The sequence below is a fragment of the Pseudomonas sp. UBA3153 genome (assembly GCF_002364635.1).
Classification (GTDB): Bacteria; Pseudomonadota; Gammaproteobacteria; order Pseudomonadales; family Pseudomonadaceae; genus Pseudomonas_O; species Pseudomonas_O kuykendallii.
The window spans coordinates 120,068-140,420 of the sequence record NZ_DEYR01000035.1; the positions used below are offsets into that span (position 1 = coordinate 120,068).

A 20,353-nucleotide genomic window follows, 5' to 3' on the forward strand; every position below is an offset into this window, starting at 1 on the left:
GGGGCTACATTATGCCGACGCTCAGATCGGCCGGCAATCGCAGCGACCATGACACTGACAGCCGTCGCCCCGGATAGTTACAATCCCTGCGCTCAACTTTCTCTCCGGAGCCAAGACCCCACGTGCCTGTATTGCGCCTCCCGCTTCTCCCGTCCGCCGCCGGCAAGCAGTACTGGGGCAACCTGCCTGGTGCCGCGCTCTCCCTGGCCATCTCCGAGGCCGCCAGCGCCGCCAAACGTTTCACCCTGCTGCTGACGAACGACAGCCAGAGCGCCGAACGCCTGCAGGAGGAACTGCACTTCTTCGCCCCGCAACTGCCGGTGCTGCATTTTCCCGACTGGGAAACCCTGCCCTACGACCTGTTCTCGCCGCACCAGGACATCATTTCCCAGCGCATCGCCGCGCTCTATCGCCTGCCCGAGTTGCAGCACGGCGTCCTGGTAGTACCGATCACCACGGCCCTACATCGGCTGGCACCGACGCGCTTTCTGCTAGGCACCAGCCTGGTGATGGACGTCGGCCAGAAGCTCGACGTCGAGATGCTGCGCGCGCGCCTCGAAGCCGCCGGCTATCGCTACGTCGACACCGTCTACGAGCACGGCGAGTTCACCGTGCGCGGCGCGCTAATCGACCTGTTTCCGATGGGCAGCTCGCTGCCCTACCGCATCGATCTGTTCGACGACGAGATCGAGACGCTGCGCACCTTCGATCCGGAGACCCAGCGCTCGATCGACAAGGTCGAGTCGATCCGCCTGCTGCCGGCGCGCGAATTCCCGCTGGACAAGAAGGCCGTGACCGATTTCCGTGGTCGCTTCCGCGAGCGCTTCGACGTCGACTTCCGCCGCTGCCCGATCTATCAGGACCTGGCCAGCGGCATCACCCCGGCCGGCATCGAGTACTACATTCCGCTGTTCTTCGAGGAAACCGCGACACTGTTCGACTACCTGCCGCAGGACACCCAGGTGTTCTCGCTGCCGGGCATCGAGCAGGCCGCCGAGCAGTTCTGGAACGACGTGCGCAACCGCTACGAGGACCGCCGCGTCGACCCTGAGCGCCCGCTGCTGCCGCCGGCCGACGTGTTCCTGCCGGTGGAGGATTGCTTCGCCCGACTGAAGAACTGGCCGCGGGTGGTCGCCGGCCAGCAGGATCTGGAAACCGGTGTCGGCCGCGAGCGTTTCCCCGCCTCGGCGCTGCCCGATCTGGCCATCGAGGCCAAGGCCAGCGAGCCGCTGGGCGCGTTGCGGCGCTTCCTCGACGAATTCTCCGGCCGCGTGCTGTTCACTGCCGAGACCGCCGGGCGTCGCGAGGTGCTGCTGGAACTGCTCGCGCGGCTCAAGCTGAAACCACAGCAGGTCGAGGGCTGGGCCGATTTCGTCGCCGGCGAGGAGCGCCTGGCGATCGCCATCGCGCCGCTGGACGAAGGCCTTCTGCTGGAGACGCCGGCGCTCGCGCTGGTCGCCGAAAGCCCGCTGTTCGGCCAGCGGATCATGCAGCGCCGGCGCCGCGACAAGCGGCAGCACGATGGCGACAATGTCATCAAGAACCTCACCGAACTGCGCGAGGGTGCGCCGGTCGTGCACATCGACCACGGCGTCGGCCGCTACCTCGGCCTGATCACCCTGGAGATCGAGGGCCAGGCCGCGGAATTCCTCGCCCTGCAGTACGCCGAGGAAGCCAAGCTCTACGTGCCGGTCGCCAGCCTGCACCTGATCGCCCGCTACACCGGTAGCGACGATGCCCTGGCGCCGTTGCACCGGCTCGGTTCGGAAACCTGGCAGAAGGCCAAGCGCAAGGCCGCCGAGCAGGTCCGCGACGTCGCCGCCGAATTGCTCGACATCTATGCCCGCCGCGCCGCCCGCGAAGGTTACGCATTCGACGATCCGAAGATGGATTACGAAACCTTCAGCGCCGGCTTCCCCTTCGAGGAGACGCCCGACCAGCAGACCGCCATCGAGGCGGTGCGCGAGGACATGCTGGCGCCCAAGCCGATGGATCGCCTGGTCTGTGGCGACGTCGGCTTCGGCAAGACCGAAGTGGCCATGCGTGCCGCCTTCATCGCCGTGCACAGCGGTCGTCAGGTGGCGGTGCTGGTGCCGACCACCCTGCTCGCCCAGCAGCACTACAACAGCTTCCGCGACCGCTTCGCCGACTGGCCGGTGAAGGTCGAGGTGATGAGCCGCTTCAAGTCGGCCAAGGAGGTCGGAGAGGCCGTGCAGCAGTTGGGCGAAGGCCAGGTGGACATCGTCATCGGCACGCACAAGCTGCTGTCCGAGGACGTCAAGTTCAAGAACCTCGGCCTGGTGATCATCGACGAGGAACACCGTTTCGGCGTGCGCCAGAAGGAACAGCTCAAGGCGCTGCGCAGCGAGGTGGACATCCTCACCCTCACCGCCACGCCGATCCCGCGCACGCTGAACATGGCGGTGGCCGGAATGCGCGACCTGTCGATCATCGCGACCCCGCCGGCGCGCCGGCTCTCCGTGCGGACCTTCGTCATGGAGCAGAACAAGCCGACGATCAAGGAAGCGCTGCTGCGCGAGCTGCTGCGGGGCGGCCAGGTCTACTACCTGCACAACGACGTGAAGACCATCGAGAAGTGCGCCGCCGACCTGGCCGAACTGGTGCCCGAGGCGCGCATAGGCATCGGCCACGGGCAGATGCACGAGCGCGAGCTGGAACAGGTGATGGGCGACTTCTATCACAAGCGCTTCAACGTGCTGGTGGCCTCGACCATCATCGAGACCGGCATCGACGTGCCCAATGCCAACACCATCATCATCGAGCGCGCCGACAAGTTCGGCCTGGCCCAGCTGCACCAGTTGCGCGGGCGCGTCGGGCGCAGCCACCACCAGGCCTACGCCTACCTGCTCACGCCGCCGCGCAAGCAGATGACCGACGATGCGCAGAAACGCCTGGAAGCCATCGCCAACGCCCAGGACCTCGGCGCGGGCTTCGTCCTGGCGACCCACGACCTGGAAATCCGCGGCGCCGGCGAACTGCTCGGCGACGGTCAGAGCGGGCAGATCCAGGCGGTCGGTTTCACCCTCTACATGGAAATGCTCGAGCGCGCGGTGAAAGCCATCCGCAAGGGTGAGCAGCCGAACCTCGACCAGCCGCTGGGCGGCGGCCCGGAAATCAATTTGCGTCTGCCGGCGCTGATCCCCGAGGATTATCTGCCCGACGTGCATGCGCGGCTGATCCTCTACAAGCGCATCGCCAACGCCGCCGACGAGGATGGTCTGAAGGAGTTGCAGGTGGAGATGATCGACCGTTTCGGCCTGCTTCCGGAACCGACCAAGAACCTGGTGCGTCTGACGCTGCTGAAGCTGCAGGCCGAGAAGCTCGGAATCAAGAAGGTCGACGCCGGTCCGCAAGGCGGGCGCATCGAGTTCGCGGCAGACACCGCGGTCGATCCGCTGGTGTTGATCAAGCTGATCCAGAGCCAGCCCAAACGCTACAAGTTCGAAGGGGCCACCCTGTTCAGGTTCCAGGTACCGATGGAGCGACCGGAAGAGCGCTTCAACACCCTGGAGGCGCTGTTCGAGCGCCTCGCCCCGAACGCCTGAAGACCCGGCCCGCCGCGTGCGGGCCTCTCGCCATGAAGGATTTCGCAATGCCGCTGCTTCGCCTGCTCCCGCTGCTGCTCGCCCTCCTCGCCCCGGCGGCCTTCGCCGACGGCACCTATCAGGTCGAGGTGATCTTGTTCCGCCAGGCGTCGGCGGTGGATGCCAGCCAACCGGCCCCGGACGACTGGGCGGCCGGAGCCACGCCACTGAGCAGCGAGGCCGCGCGTGCGCTGGATAGCCAGGCGGCCAAGCTGACCGCCGGCAAGGGCTACCAGGTGCTGATGCACAAGGCCTGGCAGCAGAACATCGGCGCGACCCCGAGCAAGGTGGCCGTGAGCGCCGGCAGCGAACAGCTTGGGCATTTCCCGGTCGAGGGCACCCTGAGCCTGTCGCAGGTGCGCTTCGTCGATGTCGAGGCGGATTTCTGGGTCAATCAGTTCGATGGGCAGAACCTGATCGCCGCCAGTGAACACCTCAAGCAGACCAGCCGGCTGAAGATCGGCGAACTGACCTACCTGGACCACTCCAGCCTGGGCCTGCTGGTGCGCGTCAGCCCGCTCTGATCGCCCTGCCGAGTGGCGCAACGAAAAAGGCCGATGCAGTGCATCGGCCTTTTCATTGCGGCGCCGGCTCAGGCATCGCTCGCCAGCACCCGGCCGATCACCTCGCGCACGCGGTCGATGCTCTCGGCCAGCGCCGCCTCGATGTCGGCCATGGTGATGATCTCGACACTCTTTCCCGCCGCCGGATTCACCACCAGCGCCAGGCACGCGTAGGGCAGCGCGAGTTCGCGCGCGAGGGCGGCTTCAGGCATTCCGGTCATGCCGACCAGGTCGCAACCGTCGCGCTCCATGCGCAGTATTTCGCCCGCGGTTTCCAGGCGTGGCCCCTGGGTGCAGCCGTAGACGCCAAGGTTGCTGTACGCGTATCCGCTGGCCTGCAGCGCCTCCAGTAGCCGCATGCGCAGCAGCTCATCGTAGGGATTGCTGAAATCGATGTGGGTCACCGGTTGCGGTTCGCCATCGAAGAAGGTGTGCTCGCGGCCCCAGGTGTAGTCGATCAGCTGATGCGGCACGCACAGGTGCCCGGTACCCATGCCGGGGTTGATGCCCCCCACCGCGTTGACCGCGATGATCGCCTCGGCGCCGGCCTGCTTGAGCGCCCACAGGTTGGCCCGGTAGTTCACCTTGTGCGGCGGCAGCCGGTGCGGATGCCCGTGGCGGGCGAGGAACAGCACCTCCCGACCGCCATACTCGCCGCGCAGGACCGGCGCCGAGGCCGCGCCGTAGGGCGTCTGTTCATCCAGCGACACGCTCAGGTCGAGGCCCTCGAGCTGGGTCAGGCCAGTTCCACCGATGATGGCGTAAACGGTCATGCGTGCTCCTTAGTCGATCAATTGGGCGCTGCGCAACGCGGCGGTGGCCTGCAACCAGCGCGGGTGCTGGCGATAGCTGGTATCGGGCCAGCTGCGCGCGCGCGTCCGCGAAAGGTTGCCCGGCCGGCCGACGCGCAGACGTTGCAGACGGCTCAGCGCCAGCTCGGCAGCCGCGCGGTCATTGCATACGAGCCCCATGTCGCAACCGGCGTTCAATGCCGCCTCGATGCGCTCGCCGGCATCGCCGACCACATGCGCACCGGCCATCGACAGGTCGTCGCTGAAAATTACTCCGGAGAACCCCAGTTCGCCGCGCAGGATGTCCTGCAACCAGCGCCGGGAGAAGCCGGCCGGCTGCGCATCGACCTGGGGGTAGATGACGTGTGCCGGCATCATCCCGTCCAGCTCACCGGCCAACCGCGCGAACGGCTGCAGATCGCAGGCGCGGATCTGTTCGAGGCTGCGTTCGTCGATCGGGATCGCCACATGGGAATCCGCTTCGGCCCAACCGTGCCCGGGGAAATGCTTGCCGGTGGCGGCCATCCCGGCTGCGCGCAGGCCGCGAATGAACGCGCCGGCGAGGTCCGCGGCGCGCAGCGGATCGCTCTCGAACGCGCGTGCACCGATCACCTGGCTGCGCTGGTGATCCAGATCGAGCACCGGAGCGAAACTGATATCCAGCCCCACCGCCAGCACTTCGGTCGCCATCAACCAGCCACAGTGCTCGGCAAGCGCTTCGGCATCCGCCTGCGCAGCCAGCGCACGCATCGCCGGCAGCCGTACGAAACCCTCACGCAGGCGCTGGACGCGGCCACCTTCCTGGTCGACGGCGAGGATCAGATCGGGACGAAGGGCGCGAATCGAGCGACTCAGCTCGAGCACCTGACGCGGGTGCTCGATGTTGCGGGCGAAGATGATCAGGCCGCCGACCTCCGGCTGACGCAGCAACTGGCGGTCCTCGGCAGTCAGCCAGTAGCCGCCGACATCGAGCATCAGCGAACCTTGCAGGGTAATGGTCACGGGAAAATCCTTAATCGAGTTCGGCTGACATCCACTCGGGACGGGCAGCCTCTTCGATACGAACGGGGCAATGCAGCGGCACACGCGGATACAGCGCCAGCAGGTCGCTGTTGCGCAGCCTTATGCAGCCATGGGAACCGGGCACACCGAGGACGACGCTGTCCGGTGTGCCGTGCAGATAGATGTAGCGGCGGAAGGTATCGACCGGCCCCAGGCGGTTGAAGCCCGGCTCGCAGCCGGACAACCAGAGAATCCGCGTGAGAATCCAGTCACGCCCGGGGAACTGCTCATGCAGCTCCGCCGACCAGATCTCGCCGGTCCAGCGTCGGCCCCGCAATACCGCACCGAGGGGCAGACCGTCCCCAATCCTGGCGCGAACCTGGTGCAGGCCGCGCGGCGTGCAATTGGAGCCGTTGCGCTCGCCGGCGCCATTGGCGGCGGTGGAAACCGGCAGACGCAGCACGAGGCGCCCTTCGGCAAACCCGAAGAGCGTCTGATCGTCGATGGAGATGTGCAGCAGATCGAGGTTTGGCATGCGCGCTAGCTTAGCCGATCGGCCCTCGCCCGCCCACCGCGGTCAGGCCTGGGCGGAGAGCGCCGCGGTCTTGGTACGCGGGCGCATCTGCGCGGCAGCCAGGGCTTCGTCGGAGATACCGGTTTCCGCGCGCATGCCCGCGGCTAGGAACGGCACCATCATGCGCATGACCTGCTCGATCGAGGTATTCACCGCGAAATCGGCTTCGGCCATCGCCCGCAAGGCCTTGATCCCCGACATGCTGAACGCGGCGGCGCCCAGCATGAAGTGCACGCGCCAGAACAGTTCCAGCGGCGGAATCCGCGGCGCGGTCTCGTTGACCAGCTGCATGTAACGGCGGAAGACCTTGCCGTATACCTCTTCCAGATACTTGCGCAGGTGGCCCTGGCTCTGGCTGAACGCAAGACCGAGCAGACGCATGAATATGGAGAGGTCGTTGCCGCTGCGGGGCTTGACCGCAAGCGCCTGATCTACCAGCAGTTCGAGAAGCTCCTCGAGGCTGGCCTTCTCTTCAGGCTTGGCCTGGCGTCGCTCCAGCTCGCGCTCGAGGCTGCTGCAGAAGGGACCGAGGAAACGCGAGAAGACCGCCTGGATCAGCGCCTTCTTAGAGCCGAAGTGATAGTTCACCGCGGCTAGGTTGACGCCCGCTTTACTGGTGATGAGCCGTAGGGACGTTTCGGCGAAGCCCTTTTCTGCAAAAAGCTGTTCCGCGGCATCGAGGATGCGTTCAACGGTTTCGGACTGGGCCATGATTCAAATCGCCTGACAAACACTTGTTTGAAACATACGTTTTCAGCCCGTCCACTGTCAAGCCGCATCGCGCCTGGCCTGACGCGCCGGTCACATTTGGCCGTGCCCGTCGCGCTTTTGCAATATCCAGGCATCGCCAGGCGGGCTCGACGGGGATGCAAATGAAAGATTGCCACAGGGGATTCACTGTATATAATTCCAGTCACTGTACAAAAACCCAGAGCGCTGACCATGCTGAAACTGACGCCACGCCAAGCCGAGATCCTCGCTTTCATCAAGCAGTGCCTGGAAGACAATGGCTACCCGCCGACTCGCGCGGAAATCGCCCAGGCCCTGGGCTTCAAGTCGCCAAACGCCGCCGAGGAACATCTCAAGGCGCTGGCCCGCAAGGGCGCGATCGAAATGACGCCGGGAGCCTCGCGCGGCATCCGCATTCCCGGCAGCGAAGCCGTGGCGGACGAAGACTCGCTGCCGATCATCGGTCGCGTTGCCGCCGGGGCTCCGATACTCGCCGAACAGAACGTCGAGGAGTCCTGCAAGATCAACCCGGCCTTCTTCCACCCGCGCGCCGACTACCTGCTGCGCGTGCATGGAATGAGCATGAAGGACATCGGCATCCTCGACGGCGACCTGCTGGCCGTGCACACGGTTCGCGAAGCGCGCAATGGCCAGGTGGTCGTTGCGCGGCTGGATGACGAGGTCACCGTCAAACGTTTCAAGCGCCAGGGCAACAAGGTCTGGTTGATCGCGGAAAACCCCGACTTCGCGCCCATCGAAGTGGATCTCGAACAACAGAGCCTGGTGATCGAAGGCTTGAGTGTCGGCGTCATTCGCCGCTAAAGGAGACGTTCCATGCAGTTCCCGCAGACGCTTGACCTCCCGCAACTGCCGCTGTTCGAGGCGTTTCTCGCACAGCCGGCCATCCCCCTGCTGACCCAGGCGCTGGATTCCCCTTGGTTGGACGAAGCGGAAGCCTTCAGCGAGATATCGCTGCGCGGAGCTGCCAATCACTGCCTCAACCTGCTGGCGCCGATGCTGCGCGAACTCAGCGAGGAAACCGACGCACGCTGGCTCACGCTGATCGCGCCGCCTGGCAGCCTCACGCAAGCCTGGCTGCGCGATGCGGGGCTCAACCGCGAACGGATTCTGCTGCTCCAGCCACGCGGCGAGCAGAGCGCGCTGGAGTTGACCTGCGAGGCTCTGCGTCTGGGGCGCAGTCATACCGTGGTCAGTTGGCTCCAGCTGGACCGTTCGGCGCGCGCGAGCCTTGCTGCTGCGGCTCGCCAAGGTGGCGCGCAGAGCCTGAACATTCGTCTGGGTTGAGGTTTCGCCGACACAGGGACGTGTCGTGATCCGACGTACTCGCTTAACTGCCGGCGCCCGCTTAGGCAGCTTCTACCAAAACCGCACAGCTCTCGCCCTTCTCAATGAAGAACGCGGGGCTCTTGGTCTCGCTCGAAATCCCCTTCGGCCATCTTCCCGGCCATTTGCACGCCAACATTCAGCATCGCCTTGGCCACTTCCACGTGGTGGCCCTGCAGGAACGCTTTGGCATCCTCGGAGAAATCCAGAACCACCAGCGCCTCCTCATCCTCGGCGCGGCGCAGCGCAATGCGCCCATCGGGCAGTTCGACGATTTCCAGGAAGGAGGTAGGCATGAAAGGGGTCTCGATGGAAGGCGCGTCATTGTAGCAGTGGAAACCATGGCTCCCTAGTGCTAAGGCGACGTTCATCACGCCCGTACCTGCAGTTGTGGCTTGTAGATGACCGCCGCTCATTGCGCTCAAGCGGGGCTCCGATCGCCGTCGCCTACAGGAACCGTTAAGTACCGCAAGCCTCGACTCCGGTGCTGAGCCCACGACAACAGACCTGACCGCTTGCCAGCAGCAGAGCGGTGCGCACCCGCTTCCGGAACCCCGTCTGCTCGACGGCGCAGATGCCCTACCGGCTTACCTCAGCTTTCGGTGAGGCTGGCACGAAAGCGCAAGGCGAGTAGTTTGAGTTGCTGGCGCCAGGCTTCCAATTCCTCGCGAGGCAGCGCCGGCTCGGGTTCTTCCTCATCCAGCGTGACCGCCTGGATCAGGGGAGTCGACGGATCGACCTTGGCTTTGCGAGGCGCCTCCGGTGGCCGGAACAGTTGCGCGTAGGCCGCCAATAACTGGCCAAGCCAGGTCTCCGGGTACTGCGCCATTTCCACCAGCTCGGCCATTTCCGGGCTCGGCGCAGCCTCAAGAAGCGCGCGATCGAGCAGCGTCTCCGCACGCGGAGCCTGGGCGTTCGGCAGGCGATAGAACCCTGCAATCTCGTGGCATAGGCCGAGCAAGGCGCCATACAGATGGAACAGCGCCGCTTCACGCTCGGCCTGGATCAGCGCCAGCGCGTTCATCACGCCGCCTTCTTCGGCCTTGTGCCATCCGTCCAGCGCCAGTCCGGCGAAGTAGATTTTCTGGTTGGTGCGGGTATAGAGCTCATGGGACATGCTGCTGCTCCACGCTGGCGCCGGCGAACGAGCCGGCGAATGGGACCACGCTAGCGCTGCGCAGGCGCATGGGCAATCGCCCGCGCGCCCAACGGCAAGGGCATCAGCGTTTGTCTTCGACCTTCCACTTGCCGCCGTCGTAGAACGCGCGCCAGCCGGTCGGCTTGCCGTCGACTTCCGACTGCACGTACTGCTCCTTGGTCTTGCGGCTGAAACGGATCACCGCCGGACGGCCTTCGGGGTCCTTCGTCGGTGCATCGAGAATGAAGTGATACTTCTCGTCCAGTTCATCCTTGTGCGGGATCAGCTCCAGCACCAGAGGCGCGCGGGTTTCGCGGTTCTTCGGGAACTGGCTGGCGGCGAGGAACAGGCCCGAAGCGCCATCACGCAGCACGTAGGTGTCGTTCACCTTCTCGCACTTGAGCTCCGGCATCTTGATCGGATCGATCTTGGGCGGCGCGGCCTCACCGCTCTTGAGCAGCTTGCGGGTATTCTTGCAGGTCGGATTGGTGCAACCGAAGAACTTGCCGAAACGGCCGGTCTTCAACTGCATCTCGCTGCCGCACTTGTCGCATTCCAGGCTCGGGCCTTCGTAGCCCTTGATCCGATAGGTGCCCTGCTCGATCTCGTAACCGGTGCAATCCGGATTGTTGCCGCAGATGTGCAGCTTGCGGTGCTCGTCCAGCAGGTACGCGTCCATCGCCGTGCTGCAGATCGGGCAGCGGTGCTTGCCTCGCAACACGCGGGACTCGGACTCACCCTCGTCATCCTCGGCGATCTCGTCGCCGGGAATCAGGTTCAAGGTCGCCTTGCAGCGTTCCTTCGGCGGCAGGCTGTAACCGGAGCAACCGAGGAACACCCCGGTGGACGCGGTGCGGATCATCATCGGACGGCCACACAGCTGGCAGGGAATGTCGGTCGGCGTCGGCTGGTTGGCACGCATGCCGCCGGCCTCGCTCTTGCCACCGGTCTCGGCCGCTTCGAGCTTGTGCTTGAAGTCGCCGTAGAACTCGTCGAGCACGTTCTTCCAGTCGCGTTCGCCCTGCGCCACGTCATCGAGGTTCTCCTCCATGCCGGCGGTGAAGCCGTAGTCCATCAGGTTGGAGAAACTCTCGGACAGCCGGTCGGTGACGATGTCGCCCATCTTCTCGGAATAGAAACGGCGGTTGTGCACGGTGACGTAACCGCGGTCCTGGATGGTCGAGATGATCGCGGCATAGGTGGATGGACGGCCGATCCCGCGTTTTTCCAACTCCTTGACCAGGCTGGCTTCGGAGAAGCGCGCCGGCGGCTTGGTGAAGTGCTGACTGGGGTCGAGCCTGACCAGTTTCAGCGCCTCGCCTTCCTTCATGTCCGGCAACACGGCGTCTTCGCCGGGCTTGCTCTGCTGCGGTTGCACGCGGGTGTAACCGTCGAACTTGAGGATGCGACCCTTGGCGCGCAGCTCGAAGTCACCGGCCTTGACGCTAACGGTGGTCGACAGGTATTCCGCGGGCGGCATCTGGCAGGCCACGAACTGGCGCCAAATGAGGTCGTACAGGCGCTCGGCGTCGCGTTCCATGCCGGAGAGCTGTGTCGGGCGCATGTTCACGTCGGAAGGACGAATCGCTTCGTGCGCCTCCTGGGCGCCCTCCTTGCTCGAATAGGAATTCGGCTTGGCGGGCAGGTACTTGGCGCCGAACTCGCCGTCGATGAAACCACGCACCATCTCGATGGCGTCGTTCGACAGGTTGGTGGAGTCGGTACGCATGTAGGTGATGTAGCCCGCCTCGTAGAGACGCTGGGCCATCATCATGGTTTTCTTCACGCCGAAGCCGAGGCGGTTGCTGGCCGCCTGCTGCAGGGTCGAGGTGATGAACGGGGCCGTCGGCTTGCTGCTCGTCGGCTTGTCCTCGCGCTTGATCACGCTATAGCTGGAAGACTTGAGCTTGGCCACGGCGGCCATCGCCTGCGCCTCGTTGACCGGCTTGAAGGCTTCGCCCTTCTCGCGAGCGACCTCGAAGCGGACCTTGGCATCCTTGGCGGTACCGAGGTCGGCATGGATTTCCCAGTATTCCTCGGGAACGAAGGCGCGGATTTCACGCTCGCGCTCCACCACCAGCTTCACCGCCACCGACTGCACGCGCCCGGCGGACAGGCCACGGGCGATCTTCGCCCAGAGCAGCGGCGAGACCATGTAGCCCACCACGCGATCGAGGAAGCGCCGCGCCTGCTGGGCATTGACGCGGTCGATGTCCAGTTCTCCAGGCTTGGAGAAGGCTTCCTGGATCGCCTTCTTGGTGATTTCGTTGAACACCACGCGCTTGTAGCGGCTGTCGTCGCCGCCGATGGCTTCGCGCAGGTGCCAGGCGATGGCTTCCCCCTCGCGGTCCAAGTCGGTTGCGAGATAGATGGTGTCGGCATCCTTGGCGAGACGGCGCAGCTCTTCGATCACCTTCTCCTTGCCGGGAAGGATTTCGTACTTGGCTTTCCAGCCGTGCTCCGGGTCGACGCCCATGCGGGTGAACAACTGGCGCTTGGCTTTTTCCTTGGGCGACAGCGCGGGCGCTTCGGCCGCGGCGGCCTTGCCGCGCTTGGCCGGCTCCTTGACGGCATTCCCCGAACCACTGGTGGGCAGGTCACGGATGTGGCCGATGCTCGACTTCACCACGTACTGGTTGCCCAGGTACTTGTTGATGGTCTTGGCCTTGGCCGGGGATTCCACGATGACCAGCGATTTGCCCATGGATCGGAAAATTCCTGAATTGGATGAGTAAAAAACGAGGGGGCCGCCGTTGCGGCACCGCTATATATAGTGGCGAGAGAGCCAAGGTCAAGCGCCGGTCTTGCTCGGCGCTTCGCTTGCTAAAGCTCGAAAGAGGCTGCTTCGGCGCGAATCAGAGCAAAGCGCGGAACCTGTTCGCCGTCCACGTCGACCGTCTCGCAAAACAGGCTCAGGGGACGCACCCAGAAGCCGAACTCGCCGTACAGCGCCTGGTACACGACCATCTCCTCCTCCGTCTCGGAATGCCGAGCGACACCGATCACGCGGTACTCGGGCCCCTTGTAATGACGGTAAAGGCCGGGTTGTAGAGTCATGTCGCCTCGCTGCTCGATCAGCGCGGAAAAACCGCAGCCGAGAAAATAAAAAGCCGGGGCACCTGGCCCCGGCTTCACGTGCCGAGCGAGTTAGACGCGTTCGAACACGGTGGTGATGCCCTGACCAAGGCCGATGCACATGGTAGACACACCGAAGGTACCGCCGTTCTGTTTCATTACGTTCAACAGGGTGCCGGAAATCCGCGCACCGGAACAGCCGAACGGGTGACCGAGGGCGATGGCACCGCCATGCAGGTTGACCTTCTGCTCCATCTTGTCGAGGAGTTTCAGGTCCTTGAGCACCGGCAGCGCCTGGGCCGCGAAGGCCTCGTTGAGTTCGACGAAATCGATGTCGTCCATACTCAGGCCAGCACGCGCCAGCGCCTTCTTGGTCGCCGGAACCGGGCCGTAGCCCATGATCGCCGGATCCACGCCCGCCACCGCCATCGCACGCACCACGGCCAGCGGCTGGATGCCGAGGTCCTGGGCGCGCTGTGCCGACATGACGATCATGCAGGATGCGCCGTCGGTGATCTGCGAAGACGTCCCCGCGGTCACGGTACCGCCTTTCGGGTTGAACGCCGGCTTCAGCGCCGCCAGGCTTTCCAGGGTGGTCTCCGGACGAATGGTTTCGTCGTAATCGAAGACTTTCAGGAAGCCGTTCTCGTCGTAGCCCTGCATCGGGATGATCTCATCCTTGAACTTGCCTTCGACGGTAGCCTTGTGCGCCAGTTGGTGCGAACGCACACCGAACTGGTCCTGGGCTTCGCGGCTGATGCCGTGCATCTTGCCGAGCATTTCGGCAGTCAGGCCCATCATCCCCGAGGCCTTCGCGGCATACAGAGACAGGTGCGGGTTCGGGTCTACGCCGTGCATCATGCCGACGTGGCCCATGTGTTCCACGCCGCCGACGACGAAGACGTCGCCGTTGCCGGTCTGGATCGCCTGGACGGCGGTGTGCAGCGCGCTCATCGACGAACCGCACAGGCGGCTGACGGTTTGCCCGGCGCTGGTGTGCGGGATCTGGGTCATCAGCGAGGCCATGCGCGCGATGTTCCAGCCCTGCTCCAGGGTCTGGTTGACGCAGCCCCAGATCACGTCCTCGACTTCGGCCGGATCGACCTTGCCGTTACGCTCCAGCAACTTGCTGATCAGGTGCGCGGACATGTCTTCGGCGCGGGTGTTGCGGTGCATGCCACCCTTGGATCGGCCCATCGGCGTGCGGCCGAAGTCGACAATGACGGCGTCTCTCGGATTCAGGCTCATAAATAGTCTCTCGCTCTCTTAACCAAAGAACTTCTGGCCGCTCTTGGCCATTTCGCGAAGCTTTTCAGTCGGGTGATACAGCGGGCCCAGGTCGGCGTACTTGTCGGCCAGCGCGACGAATTCGGCGACACCGATGGAATCGACATAGCGCAGCGCGCCTCCACGGAAGGGCGGGAAGCCGATGCCGTAGATCAGGCCCATGTCGGCCTCGGCGGCGGTTTCGACGATGCCGTCTTCCAGGCAGCGCACGGTCTCCAGGCACAGCGGGATCATCATGAAGTTGACGATGTCCTCGTCGGTCACTTCACGCTGCTCGGTGACGATCGGCTTGAGGATCTCGTAGGCCTGCGGATCGACGACCTTCTTCGGCTTGCCCTTCTTGTCGGTCTCGTAGGCGTAGAAGCCCTTGCCGTTCTTCTGGCCGAGACGGTTGGCCTCGTACATGACGTCGACGGCGGTCTTGCCTTCCACCGCCATGCGGTCCGGGAAGCCCTCGGCCATGACGTCGCGGCCGTGGTGGCCGGTGTCGATGCCGACCACGTCGGAGAGGTACGCCGGGCCCATCGGCCAGCCGAATTTCTCCATCACCTTGTCGATGCGGACGAAATCGACGCCGAAGCTGAGCAGCTTGGCGAAACCGCCGAAGTACGGGAACAGCACGCGGTTGACCAGGAAGCCCGGGCAGTCGTTGACCACGATCGGGCTCTTGCCCATCTTCTTGGCGTAGGCGACGGTGGTGGCGATGGCCGTTTCACCGGTCTTCTCGCCACGGATCACTTCCACCAGCGGCATCATGTGCACCGGGTTGAAGAAGTGCATGCCGCAGAAGTTCTCGGGGCGCTTGAGCGCCTGGGCCAGCAGGCTGATGGAGATGGTCGAGGTGTTCGACGCGATGATCGCGTCTTCCTTGACCTGGCCTTCCACTTCGGCAAGTACGGACTGCTTGATCTTCGGGTTCTCGACCACGGCCTCGACGACGATGTCGACGTTGCCGAAGTCGCCGTAGGACAGGGTCGGACGGATGGCGTTCAGCGCGGTAGCCATCTTCGCCGGCGTCAGACGGCCCTTCTCGACCTGTTTGCCGAGCAGCTTCGAGGCCTCACCCAGACCGAGCTGAATGGCTTCCTCGCGGATGTCCTTCATCAGGATCGGCGTGCCTTTGGACGCCGACTGGTAGGCGATGCCGCCGCCCATGATGCCGGCGCCGAGTACGGCGGCCAGTTTCACGTCCTTGGCGACTTCGTCGTACTGCTTGGCTTTCTTCTTCAGTTCCTGATCGTTCAGGAACAGGCCGATGAGGCTCGCGGCAACCGGCGTCTTGGCCAGTTTGACGAAGCCGGCGGCCTCGACTTCCAGCGCCTTTTCGCGACCGAAGTTCGCGGCCTTCTGGATGGTCTTGATCGCCTCGACCGGCGCCGGGTAGTTCGGGCCGGCCTGGCCGGCGACGAAACCCTTGGCGGTTTCGAAGGCCATCATCTGCTCGATGGCGTTGAGCTTGATCTTCTCGAGCTTGGGTTGACGCTTGGCCTTGAAGTCCAGCTCGCCGGAGATGGCTCGCTTGACCAGGTCCAGAGCTGCTTCCTTGAGCTTGTCGGCCTTGACCACGGCGTCGACGGCGCCGACCTTCAGCGCGTCTTCGGCACGGTTTTCCTTGCCCGAGGCGATCCACTCGATGGCGTTGTCGGTACCGACGATGCGCGGCAGGCGCACGGTGCCGCCGAAGCCTGGGTAGATGCCCAGCTTGACTTCCGGCAGGCCGATCTTCGCGGTCTCGGAGGCGACGCGGTAGTCGGCGGCCAGGCACATTTCCAGGCCGCCGCCGAGGGCGATGCCGTTGATGGCGACGACGGTCGGCACCGCGAGGTCTTCGAAATCGCTGAAGATCTTGTTGGCTTCGAGGTTGCCGGCAATCAGCTCCTCGTCGGACAACTTGAAGTTGTCGACGAACTCGGTGATGTCGGCGCCGACGATGAACACGTCCTTGCCGCTGGTGACGACGACGCCCTTGATCGAGCTGTCTGCCTTGATGGCGTCCACGGACTGGCGCAATTCGCTCAGCGTGACGCGGTTGAATTTGTTGACGGACTCACCCTTGAGGTCGAAATTCAATTCGACGATGCCACCCTCAAGAGCCTTAACCGTGATGGCTTTACCTTCGTAAATCATCAACTGATCTCCACGAAATGGAAGCTGAACAGTACACATCGGACACCGACACTGGATTTCCCGCGGCTTGGCCGTCGAGTGAAATCCGACGCTGCTGGCACACCCTCCGACGCGATCTTCGGGTTGTTGTTCTAGAGCGCCGCAAGGCAAACGCTCAATTCATACGCCCGTTTGATTTGGGTAGCACACCTTCTCGGAAAAGCGTGTGCTTGTCAATTGGCTATCGGTTTGACCGCCGCCGCCAGACTTTTGCTGGGCGATAGCTCGCCGCGCGTCCTCCGGTACGGTGGAACGCAGAGCGTAGAAGATCGGGGAGGAAGCCGCGCTCAGCTCGGCAGGAAGAAGAAATCGGCCGTCAGGCCAGGGCGTCCAGTACCGCCGCAAGCCTGTCCAGATCATCGGCACCGCCGCGCTCACCCCAGCAGATACCGATCATCTGCGTGCCCGCCTCGATCCGGTAGGCATCCACAGGCAGGCTGGCGAACTGCGCGAGCAGTCGCTCGTCTTTGCAGGGCTCACGCCACTGGTTCAGCCATTCACCAGATGGGTGCTGCCAGTACGACCAGGTATCGCTGCGCCCGGGACGGCGGGCACGGTGATACTGTGCGCACGGATTCGGCGGCGTGCGTTCAAGCCAGTGCGGCCAGTCCTGCCGCGACAGGTTCATGGCGAGCCCGCGGCGCCGGGCAGCCAGGCGAACGTCCATCTGCCCGCGCTGACGGTGCGAAGGCAGCAGCCATACCAGCGGGCTGAGCAGCACGGCGAGCAGCAATATGATCCACAGCGTCACAAGCGACATCCTGATAAAAAAAGCATGGCAAGGCGCCCGACAGCGGCATCTAATAAGAGACAAACATCCAAGGAGGAAACACCTCATGACGTACCAGCACATCCTGGTGGCCATCGATCTGGCCGACGAGTGTCATCCGGTCATGCGCCGCGCCCAGGCACTGGCGGCGAGCAGTGGAGCGCAGCTTTCCCTGGTGCACATCGTCGAACCCATGGCCATGGCGTTCGGCGGTGACGTACCGATGGACCTGTCGATGCTCCAGCAGCAGCAGTTCGATCAGGCCCGCGAACGCCTCGACGGCTTCGCCAGCCGCTATCCGGAGCTCACCCCGGAGCATCGCCACCTCGCCTACGGCCAGCCACGTCAGGAGATCCATCGCCTCGCCGCCGAGCAGAAGTGCGACCTCATCGTGGTCGGCAGCCATGGCCGCCATGGTCTTGCGCTGCTGCTGGGCTCCACCGCCAACGATGTCCTGCATGGCGCGCCCTGCGACGTGCTGGCGGTCCGCCTGACCAAGGACCAGTGAGTTCCGCGCGGGCGAGCCTGCCTCGCCCGCCACCCTCTCAGTCGCCGCGCCGCGAGGTGAACGGCAACGCCTCGATTCCGTCTCCGGCACTCATCACCTGTGGACGGATCTTCTGCAACTGGGTCTCCAGCGAGTAGGTCATGCTCGACGCCATGGAGAAGAACGTCAGGAACGCCTTGAGGTTGGAGTCGCCCTCGCAGGTGTCATGGATGCGCTGCCAGAACGCCTGGTTGACCAGCTGCAGCTGCTGGAACACCCGCACCAGTCCCTTGAGTTCCCAGTCCGCGTGGCGCCCTTCGCGCAGGTTGAAGTACTGCCGCGTCAGATACAGCGAAACGGCGCGCAGGGCGAATTCCTGGTTGCTGGCGAAGGGCAGGTGCTGCTGGGCCATCGGCTTGAGGCTGGCGAGGATCGGGCAGGCGCTGGTCGCCATGATCACTCCGAGCAGCGCACGCAGGCCCTCCTCCAGACCGACCAGCTTGCTGTACTCGCGCTCCGGCGTGCGTACCCAGACGTGCGCCTTGGTGAACGCCGGCAGGCCGTGGAAATCCTCGATCACCCGATGGATGTCGACCGCCGCCGGGCAATGGCTGAAGCGCTCGGGCTCCAGCGGGCAGTTGCTGCAACGTTCGTGAGCGAGGCGCGTCCACTTCGGCGCGGCGGCGGCACGCTCGTCGTCGTAATCGCGATCGAGCTGAATCAGGTAACTGAACGAATGCTCATCATCCAGGCTGACGCGATATTCGATGGCCATGCTGACTGCTTACTCCCGGCTCATTCTTCCAGTTCGGCCCAGCGCTCGAGCAAGGCATCGAGTTCTGCCTGCAGGCTGTCGACCTGCGCCAGCACGTCGCGGGTTTCCTCCGCCGGGCGCTGGTAGAACGCCGGATCGGCGATCTGTGCCTGCACCGCGGCAATGCGCTGCTCCACGGCGTCGATCTGGCCCGGCAGCGCCTCCAGCTCGCGCTGCAATTTATAGCTGAGCTTCTTCTTCGCCGGCGCGGGTGCGGCAGTTTCGACCGGTGCAGCGGCTTTCACCGGCTCGGCCTTCTCCGGGCGGCTGTCGCCGACCCCCAGCAGGCGCGGCGAACCGCCCTGGCGCAGCCAGTCCAGGTAGCCGCCGACGTACTCGCGCACCACGCCGTTGCCCTGGAACACCAGCGTGCTGGTGACCACGTTGTCGAGGAAGGCCCGGTCGTGGCTGACCATCAGCACCGTGCCCTTGAAGCTCAGCAGCACCTCCTCGAGCAGCTCGAGGGTTTCCACGTCGAGGTCGTTGGTCGGTTCGTCGAGCACCAGCAGGTTGGCCGGCTTGCTGAACAGCTTGGCCAGCAGCAACCGCGCGCGCTCGCCGCCGGACAGCGCCTTGACCGGCGTGCGGGCCCGCTGCGGGCTGAACAGGAAGTCGCCGAGGTAACTCAGCACGTGGCGGTTCTGCCCGTCGATCTCGATGAAATCGCGCCCCTCGGCGAGGTTGTCGATCACCGTCTTTTCCAGCTCCAGCGCATGGCGCAGCTGGTCGAAATAGGCGACTTCCAGCTTGGTGCCGACGGTCACCTTGCCGCTGGTGGGTTGCAGGTCGCCCAGCAGCAGCTTGAGCAGCGTGGTCTTGCCGGTGCCGTTGGCGCCAAGCAGGCCGATGCGGTCGCCGCGTTGCAGGACCATGGAGAAATCGTCGATCAGTTTCGGCCCGCCCGGATGGGCGAAGCTGACGTGCTCGACGACGATCACCTGTTTGCCGGACTTGTCCGCGGTTTCCACCTGGAAACTCGCCTTGCCCTGGCGTTCGCGGCGCTCGCGGCGCTCGTTGCGCATTTCCTTGAGGGCGCGCACGCGGCCTTCATTACGTGTGCGGCGGGCCTTGATGCCCTGGCGAATCCAGACTTCCTCCTGGGCAAGCTTCTTGTCGAACAGCGCGTTGGCGGTCTCTTCGGCCGCCAGTTGCTGCTCCTTGTGCACCAGGAAGGAGGCGTAGTCGCCGTTCCAGTCGATCAGGTGGCCGCGGTCCAGTTCGAGGATGCGCGTGGCCAGGTTCTGCAGGAAGGAGCGGTCGTGGGTGATGAACAGCACCGCGCCCGGGAAGCCCATCAACGCCTCTTCCAGCCAGGCGATGGCGCCGATGTCGAGGTGGTTGGTGGGCTCGTCGAGCAGCAGCAGGTCCGGCTCGGCGACCAGCGCCTGGGCCAGCAGCACGCGCCGGCGCCAGCCACCGGAAAGCTCGGCGAGGGTCTTGTCGGCCGGCAGTTGCAGGCGGCTGAGGGTGCTGTCGACCAGTTGCTGCAGGCGCCAGCCGTCGCGGGCTTCGAGGTCCTGCTGGACATGCATGAGCTTGTCCAGGTCGTCCTGGTCGTTGATGTTCTGGCTCAGGTGGTGGTACTGCGCGAGCAACTCGCCGACGCCGGCCAGCCCCTCGGCGACCACGTCGAACACGGTCCGCTCGTCGGCGCGCGGCAGTTCCTGCGGCAGCTCGCCGATCTTAAGGCCCGGCGCGCGCCAGACATCGCCATCATCGACCGACTGCTCGCCCTTGATCACCCGCAGCATGCTCGACTTGCCGGTGCCGTTGCGGCCGATGATGCAGACCCGCTCACCGCGCGCGATCTGCCAGGAAACCTGGTCCAGCAGCGGCGTGGTGCCATAGGCGAGAGAGACATCGGAGAGCTTGAGCAGGGTCATGACGATCTTCTTCAAAAACGGGCCGCGCATGATATCAGCAGCGCACCCTGCCAGGCGCTCCCACCGGCGAAGTTATTCCCTTCATCGGCTGTTACAGCCCCGCGTTTAACTGCCTGGCGCATCAGG

General features: G+C 64.6%; 18 protein-coding genes. 5 read left to right on the forward strand and 13 right to left on the reverse strand.

Annotated features, from left to right (window positions below; all coding sequences use genetic code 11):
- Window positions 1-122 precede the first annotated feature (122 nt).
- Window positions 123-3,566 carry a transcription-repair coupling factor gene (gene mfd, locus B2X67_RS08845; RefSeq protein ID WP_286785259.1) on the forward strand — a complete coding sequence of 1,148 codons (3,444 nt, stop codon included), beginning with the start codon at window positions 123-125 and terminating at the stop codon, window positions 3,564-3,566.
- A gap of 47 nt (window positions 3,567-3,613) precedes the next feature.
- The gene (locus B2X67_RS08850; protein WP_286785260.1) at window positions 3,614-4,129 is read left to right on the forward strand and encodes a CsiV family protein; all 516 of its coding nucleotides are present in this window, start codon (window positions 3,614-3,616) and stop codon (window positions 4,127-4,129) included.
- Between the two features lie 68 nt (window positions 4,130-4,197).
- Here B2X67_RS08850 and B2X67_RS08855 read toward each other — a convergent pair whose 3' ends face one another.
- The 4 genes from B2X67_RS08855 to B2X67_RS08870 are packed head-to-tail and all read right to left on the reverse strand — an operon-like array spanning window position 4,198 to window position 7,246.
- Complete coding sequence (locus B2X67_RS08855) at window positions 4,198-4,941, reverse strand: S-methyl-5'-thioinosine phosphorylase (protein ID WP_286785261.1); 744 nt, start codon at window positions 4,939-4,941, stop codon at window positions 4,198-4,200.
- Window positions 4,942-4,950: 9 nt separating this feature from the next.
- Entirely contained in the window at window positions 4,951-5,949 is a 999-nt protein-coding gene (gene nagZ, locus B2X67_RS08860) for a beta-N-acetylhexosaminidase (protein WP_282342268.1), read from the reverse strand.
- Between the two features lie 22 nt (window positions 5,950-5,971).
- Window positions 5,972-6,496: a L,D-transpeptidase gene (locus tag B2X67_RS08865; RefSeq protein ID WP_282342243.1), complete on the reverse strand. Its 525-nt coding sequence runs from the start codon at window positions 6,494-6,496 to the stop codon at window positions 5,972-5,974.
- A 42-nt stretch (window positions 6,497-6,538) separates the two neighbouring features.
- Entirely contained in the window at window positions 6,539-7,246 is a 708-nt protein-coding gene (locus tag B2X67_RS08870) for a TetR/AcrR family transcriptional regulator (RefSeq protein ID WP_286785262.1), read from the reverse strand.
- Between the two features lie 231 nt (window positions 7,247-7,477).
- Here B2X67_RS08870 and lexA point away from each other — a divergent pair, with 231 nt between their 5' ends.
- Window positions 7,478-8,086 (forward strand): transcriptional repressor LexA, encoded by a 609-nt coding sequence (gene lexA / locus B2X67_RS08875; protein WP_282342239.1) that lies wholly within the window; start codon window positions 7,478-7,480, stop codon window positions 8,084-8,086.
- A 12-nt stretch (window positions 8,087-8,098) separates the two neighbouring features.
- Window positions 8,099-8,569, forward strand: coding sequence for an SOS-induced cell division inhibitor SulA (gene sulA / locus B2X67_RS08880; RefSeq protein WP_282342238.1), 471 nt, complete (start codon window positions 8,099-8,101; stop codon window positions 8,567-8,569).
- A 101-nt stretch (window positions 8,570-8,670) separates the two neighbouring features.
- On the opposite strand, the gene B2X67_RS08885 is transcribed toward sulA, so the two are convergent.
- The 7 genes from B2X67_RS08885 to B2X67_RS08915 all read right to left on the reverse strand — a co-directional run bounded on the left by B2X67_RS08885 (window position 8,671) and on the right by B2X67_RS08915 (window position 17,025).
- A complete protein-coding gene (locus B2X67_RS08885; RefSeq protein ID WP_090231356.1) occupies window positions 8,671-8,904 on the reverse strand; it encodes a hypothetical protein in 234 nt (77 codons plus the stop codon).
- Between the two features lie 296 nt (window positions 8,905-9,200).
- The gene (locus B2X67_RS08890; protein WP_286785263.1) at window positions 9,201-9,725 is read right to left on the reverse strand and encodes a DUF6586 family protein; all 525 of its coding nucleotides are present in this window, start codon (window positions 9,723-9,725) and stop codon (window positions 9,201-9,203) included.
- A gap of 103 nt (window positions 9,726-9,828) precedes the next feature.
- Entirely contained in the window at window positions 9,829-12,450 is a 2,622-nt protein-coding gene (gene topA, locus B2X67_RS08895) for a type I DNA topoisomerase (RefSeq protein ID WP_286785264.1), read from the reverse strand.
- 119 nt (window positions 12,451-12,569) lie between these two features.
- Window positions 12,570-12,803 carry a DUF1653 domain-containing protein gene (locus tag B2X67_RS08900; RefSeq protein WP_273233012.1) on the reverse strand — a complete coding sequence of 78 codons (234 nt, stop codon included), beginning with the start codon at window positions 12,801-12,803 and terminating at the stop codon, window positions 12,570-12,572.
- A gap of 90 nt (window positions 12,804-12,893) precedes the next feature.
- On the reverse strand, window positions 12,894-14,069 hold the full coding sequence (gene fadA / locus B2X67_RS08905; RefSeq protein WP_273233011.1) for an acetyl-CoA C-acyltransferase FadA: 1,176 nt from the start codon (window positions 14,067-14,069) through the stop codon (window positions 12,894-12,896).
- 18 nt (window positions 14,070-14,087) lie between these two features.
- Complete coding sequence (gene fadB / locus B2X67_RS08910) at window positions 14,088-16,235, reverse strand: fatty acid oxidation complex subunit alpha FadB (RefSeq protein ID WP_286785265.1); 2,148 nt, start codon at window positions 16,233-16,235, stop codon at window positions 14,088-14,090.
- A gap of 355 nt (window positions 16,236-16,590) precedes the next feature.
- A complete protein-coding gene (locus B2X67_RS08915) occupies window positions 16,591-17,025 on the reverse strand; it encodes a hypothetical protein (RefSeq protein ID WP_286785266.1) in 435 nt (144 codons plus the stop codon).
- Between the two features lie 85 nt (window positions 17,026-17,110).
- Between B2X67_RS08915 and B2X67_RS08920 the strand changes: the two genes are divergently transcribed.
- Window positions 17,111-17,551, forward strand: a complete 441-nt coding sequence (locus B2X67_RS08920; RefSeq protein WP_090231296.1) for a universal stress protein — start codon at window positions 17,111-17,113, stop codon at window positions 17,549-17,551.
- Between the two features lie 37 nt (window positions 17,552-17,588).
- On the opposite strand, the gene B2X67_RS08925 is transcribed toward B2X67_RS08920, so the two are convergent.
- Both B2X67_RS08925 and B2X67_RS08930 read right to left on the reverse strand, forming a co-directional pair.
- Window positions 17,589-18,305, reverse strand: a complete 717-nt coding sequence (locus tag B2X67_RS08925; protein ID WP_090231297.1) for a DUF6901 family protein — start codon at window positions 18,303-18,305, stop codon at window positions 17,589-17,591.
- A gap of 20 nt (window positions 18,306-18,325) precedes the next feature.
- Window positions 18,326-20,227, reverse strand: a complete 1,902-nt coding sequence (locus B2X67_RS08930) for an ATP-binding cassette domain-containing protein (protein WP_286785267.1) — start codon at window positions 20,225-20,227, stop codon at window positions 18,326-18,328.
- Window positions 20,228-20,353: the final 126 nt, after the last annotated feature.

Coding starts and splice junctions, on each gene's coding strand:
- B2X67_RS08850 (WP_286785260.1), top strand. CDS start 3,614: ATGCCGCTGCTTCGCCTGCTCCCGCTGCTGCTCGCCCTCCTCGCCCCG.
- B2X67_RS08855 (WP_286785261.1), bottom strand. CDS start 4,941: ATGACCGTTTACGCCATCATCGGTGGAACTGGCCTGACCCAGCTCGAG.
- B2X67_RS08865 (WP_282342243.1), bottom strand. CDS start 6,496: ATGCCAAACCTCGATCTGCTGCACATCTCCATCGACGATCAGACGCTC.
- B2X67_RS08870 (WP_286785262.1), bottom strand. CDS start 7,246: ATGGCCCAGTCCGAAACCGTTGAACGCATCCTCGATGCCGCGGAACAG.
- lexA (WP_282342239.1), top strand. CDS start 7,478: ATGCTGAAACTGACGCCACGCCAAGCCGAGATCCTCGCTTTCATCAAG.
- sulA (WP_282342238.1), top strand. CDS start 8,099: ATGCAGTTCCCGCAGACGCTTGACCTCCCGCAACTGCCGCTGTTCGAG.
- B2X67_RS08885 (WP_090231356.1), bottom strand. CDS start 8,904: ATGCCTACCTCCTTCCTGGAAATCGTCGAACTGCCCGATGGGCGCATT.
- B2X67_RS08890 (WP_286785263.1), bottom strand. CDS start 9,725: ATGTCCCATGAGCTCTATACCCGCACCAACCAGAAAATCTACTTCGCC.
- topA (WP_286785264.1), bottom strand. CDS start 12,450: ATGGGCAAATCGCTGGTCATCGTGGAATCCCCGGCCAAGGCCAAGACC.
- B2X67_RS08900 (WP_273233012.1), bottom strand. CDS start 12,803: ATGACTCTACAACCCGGCCTTTACCGTCATTACAAGGGGCCCGAGTAC.
- fadA (WP_273233011.1), bottom strand. CDS start 14,069: ATGAGCCTGAATCCGAGAGACGCCGTCATTGTCGACTTCGGCCGCACG.
- fadB (WP_286785265.1), bottom strand. CDS start 16,235: ATGATTTACGAAGGTAAAGCCATCACGGTTAAGGCTCTTGAGGGTGGC.
- B2X67_RS08920 (WP_090231296.1), top strand. CDS start 17,111: ATGACGTACCAGCACATCCTGGTGGCCATCGATCTGGCCGACGAGTGT.
- B2X67_RS08925 (WP_090231297.1), bottom strand. CDS start 18,305: ATGGCCATCGAATATCGCGTCAGCCTGGATGATGAGCATTCGTTCAGT.
- B2X67_RS08930 (WP_286785267.1), bottom strand. CDS start 20,227: ATGACCCTGCTCAAGCTCTCCGATGTCTCTCTCGCCTATGGCACCACG.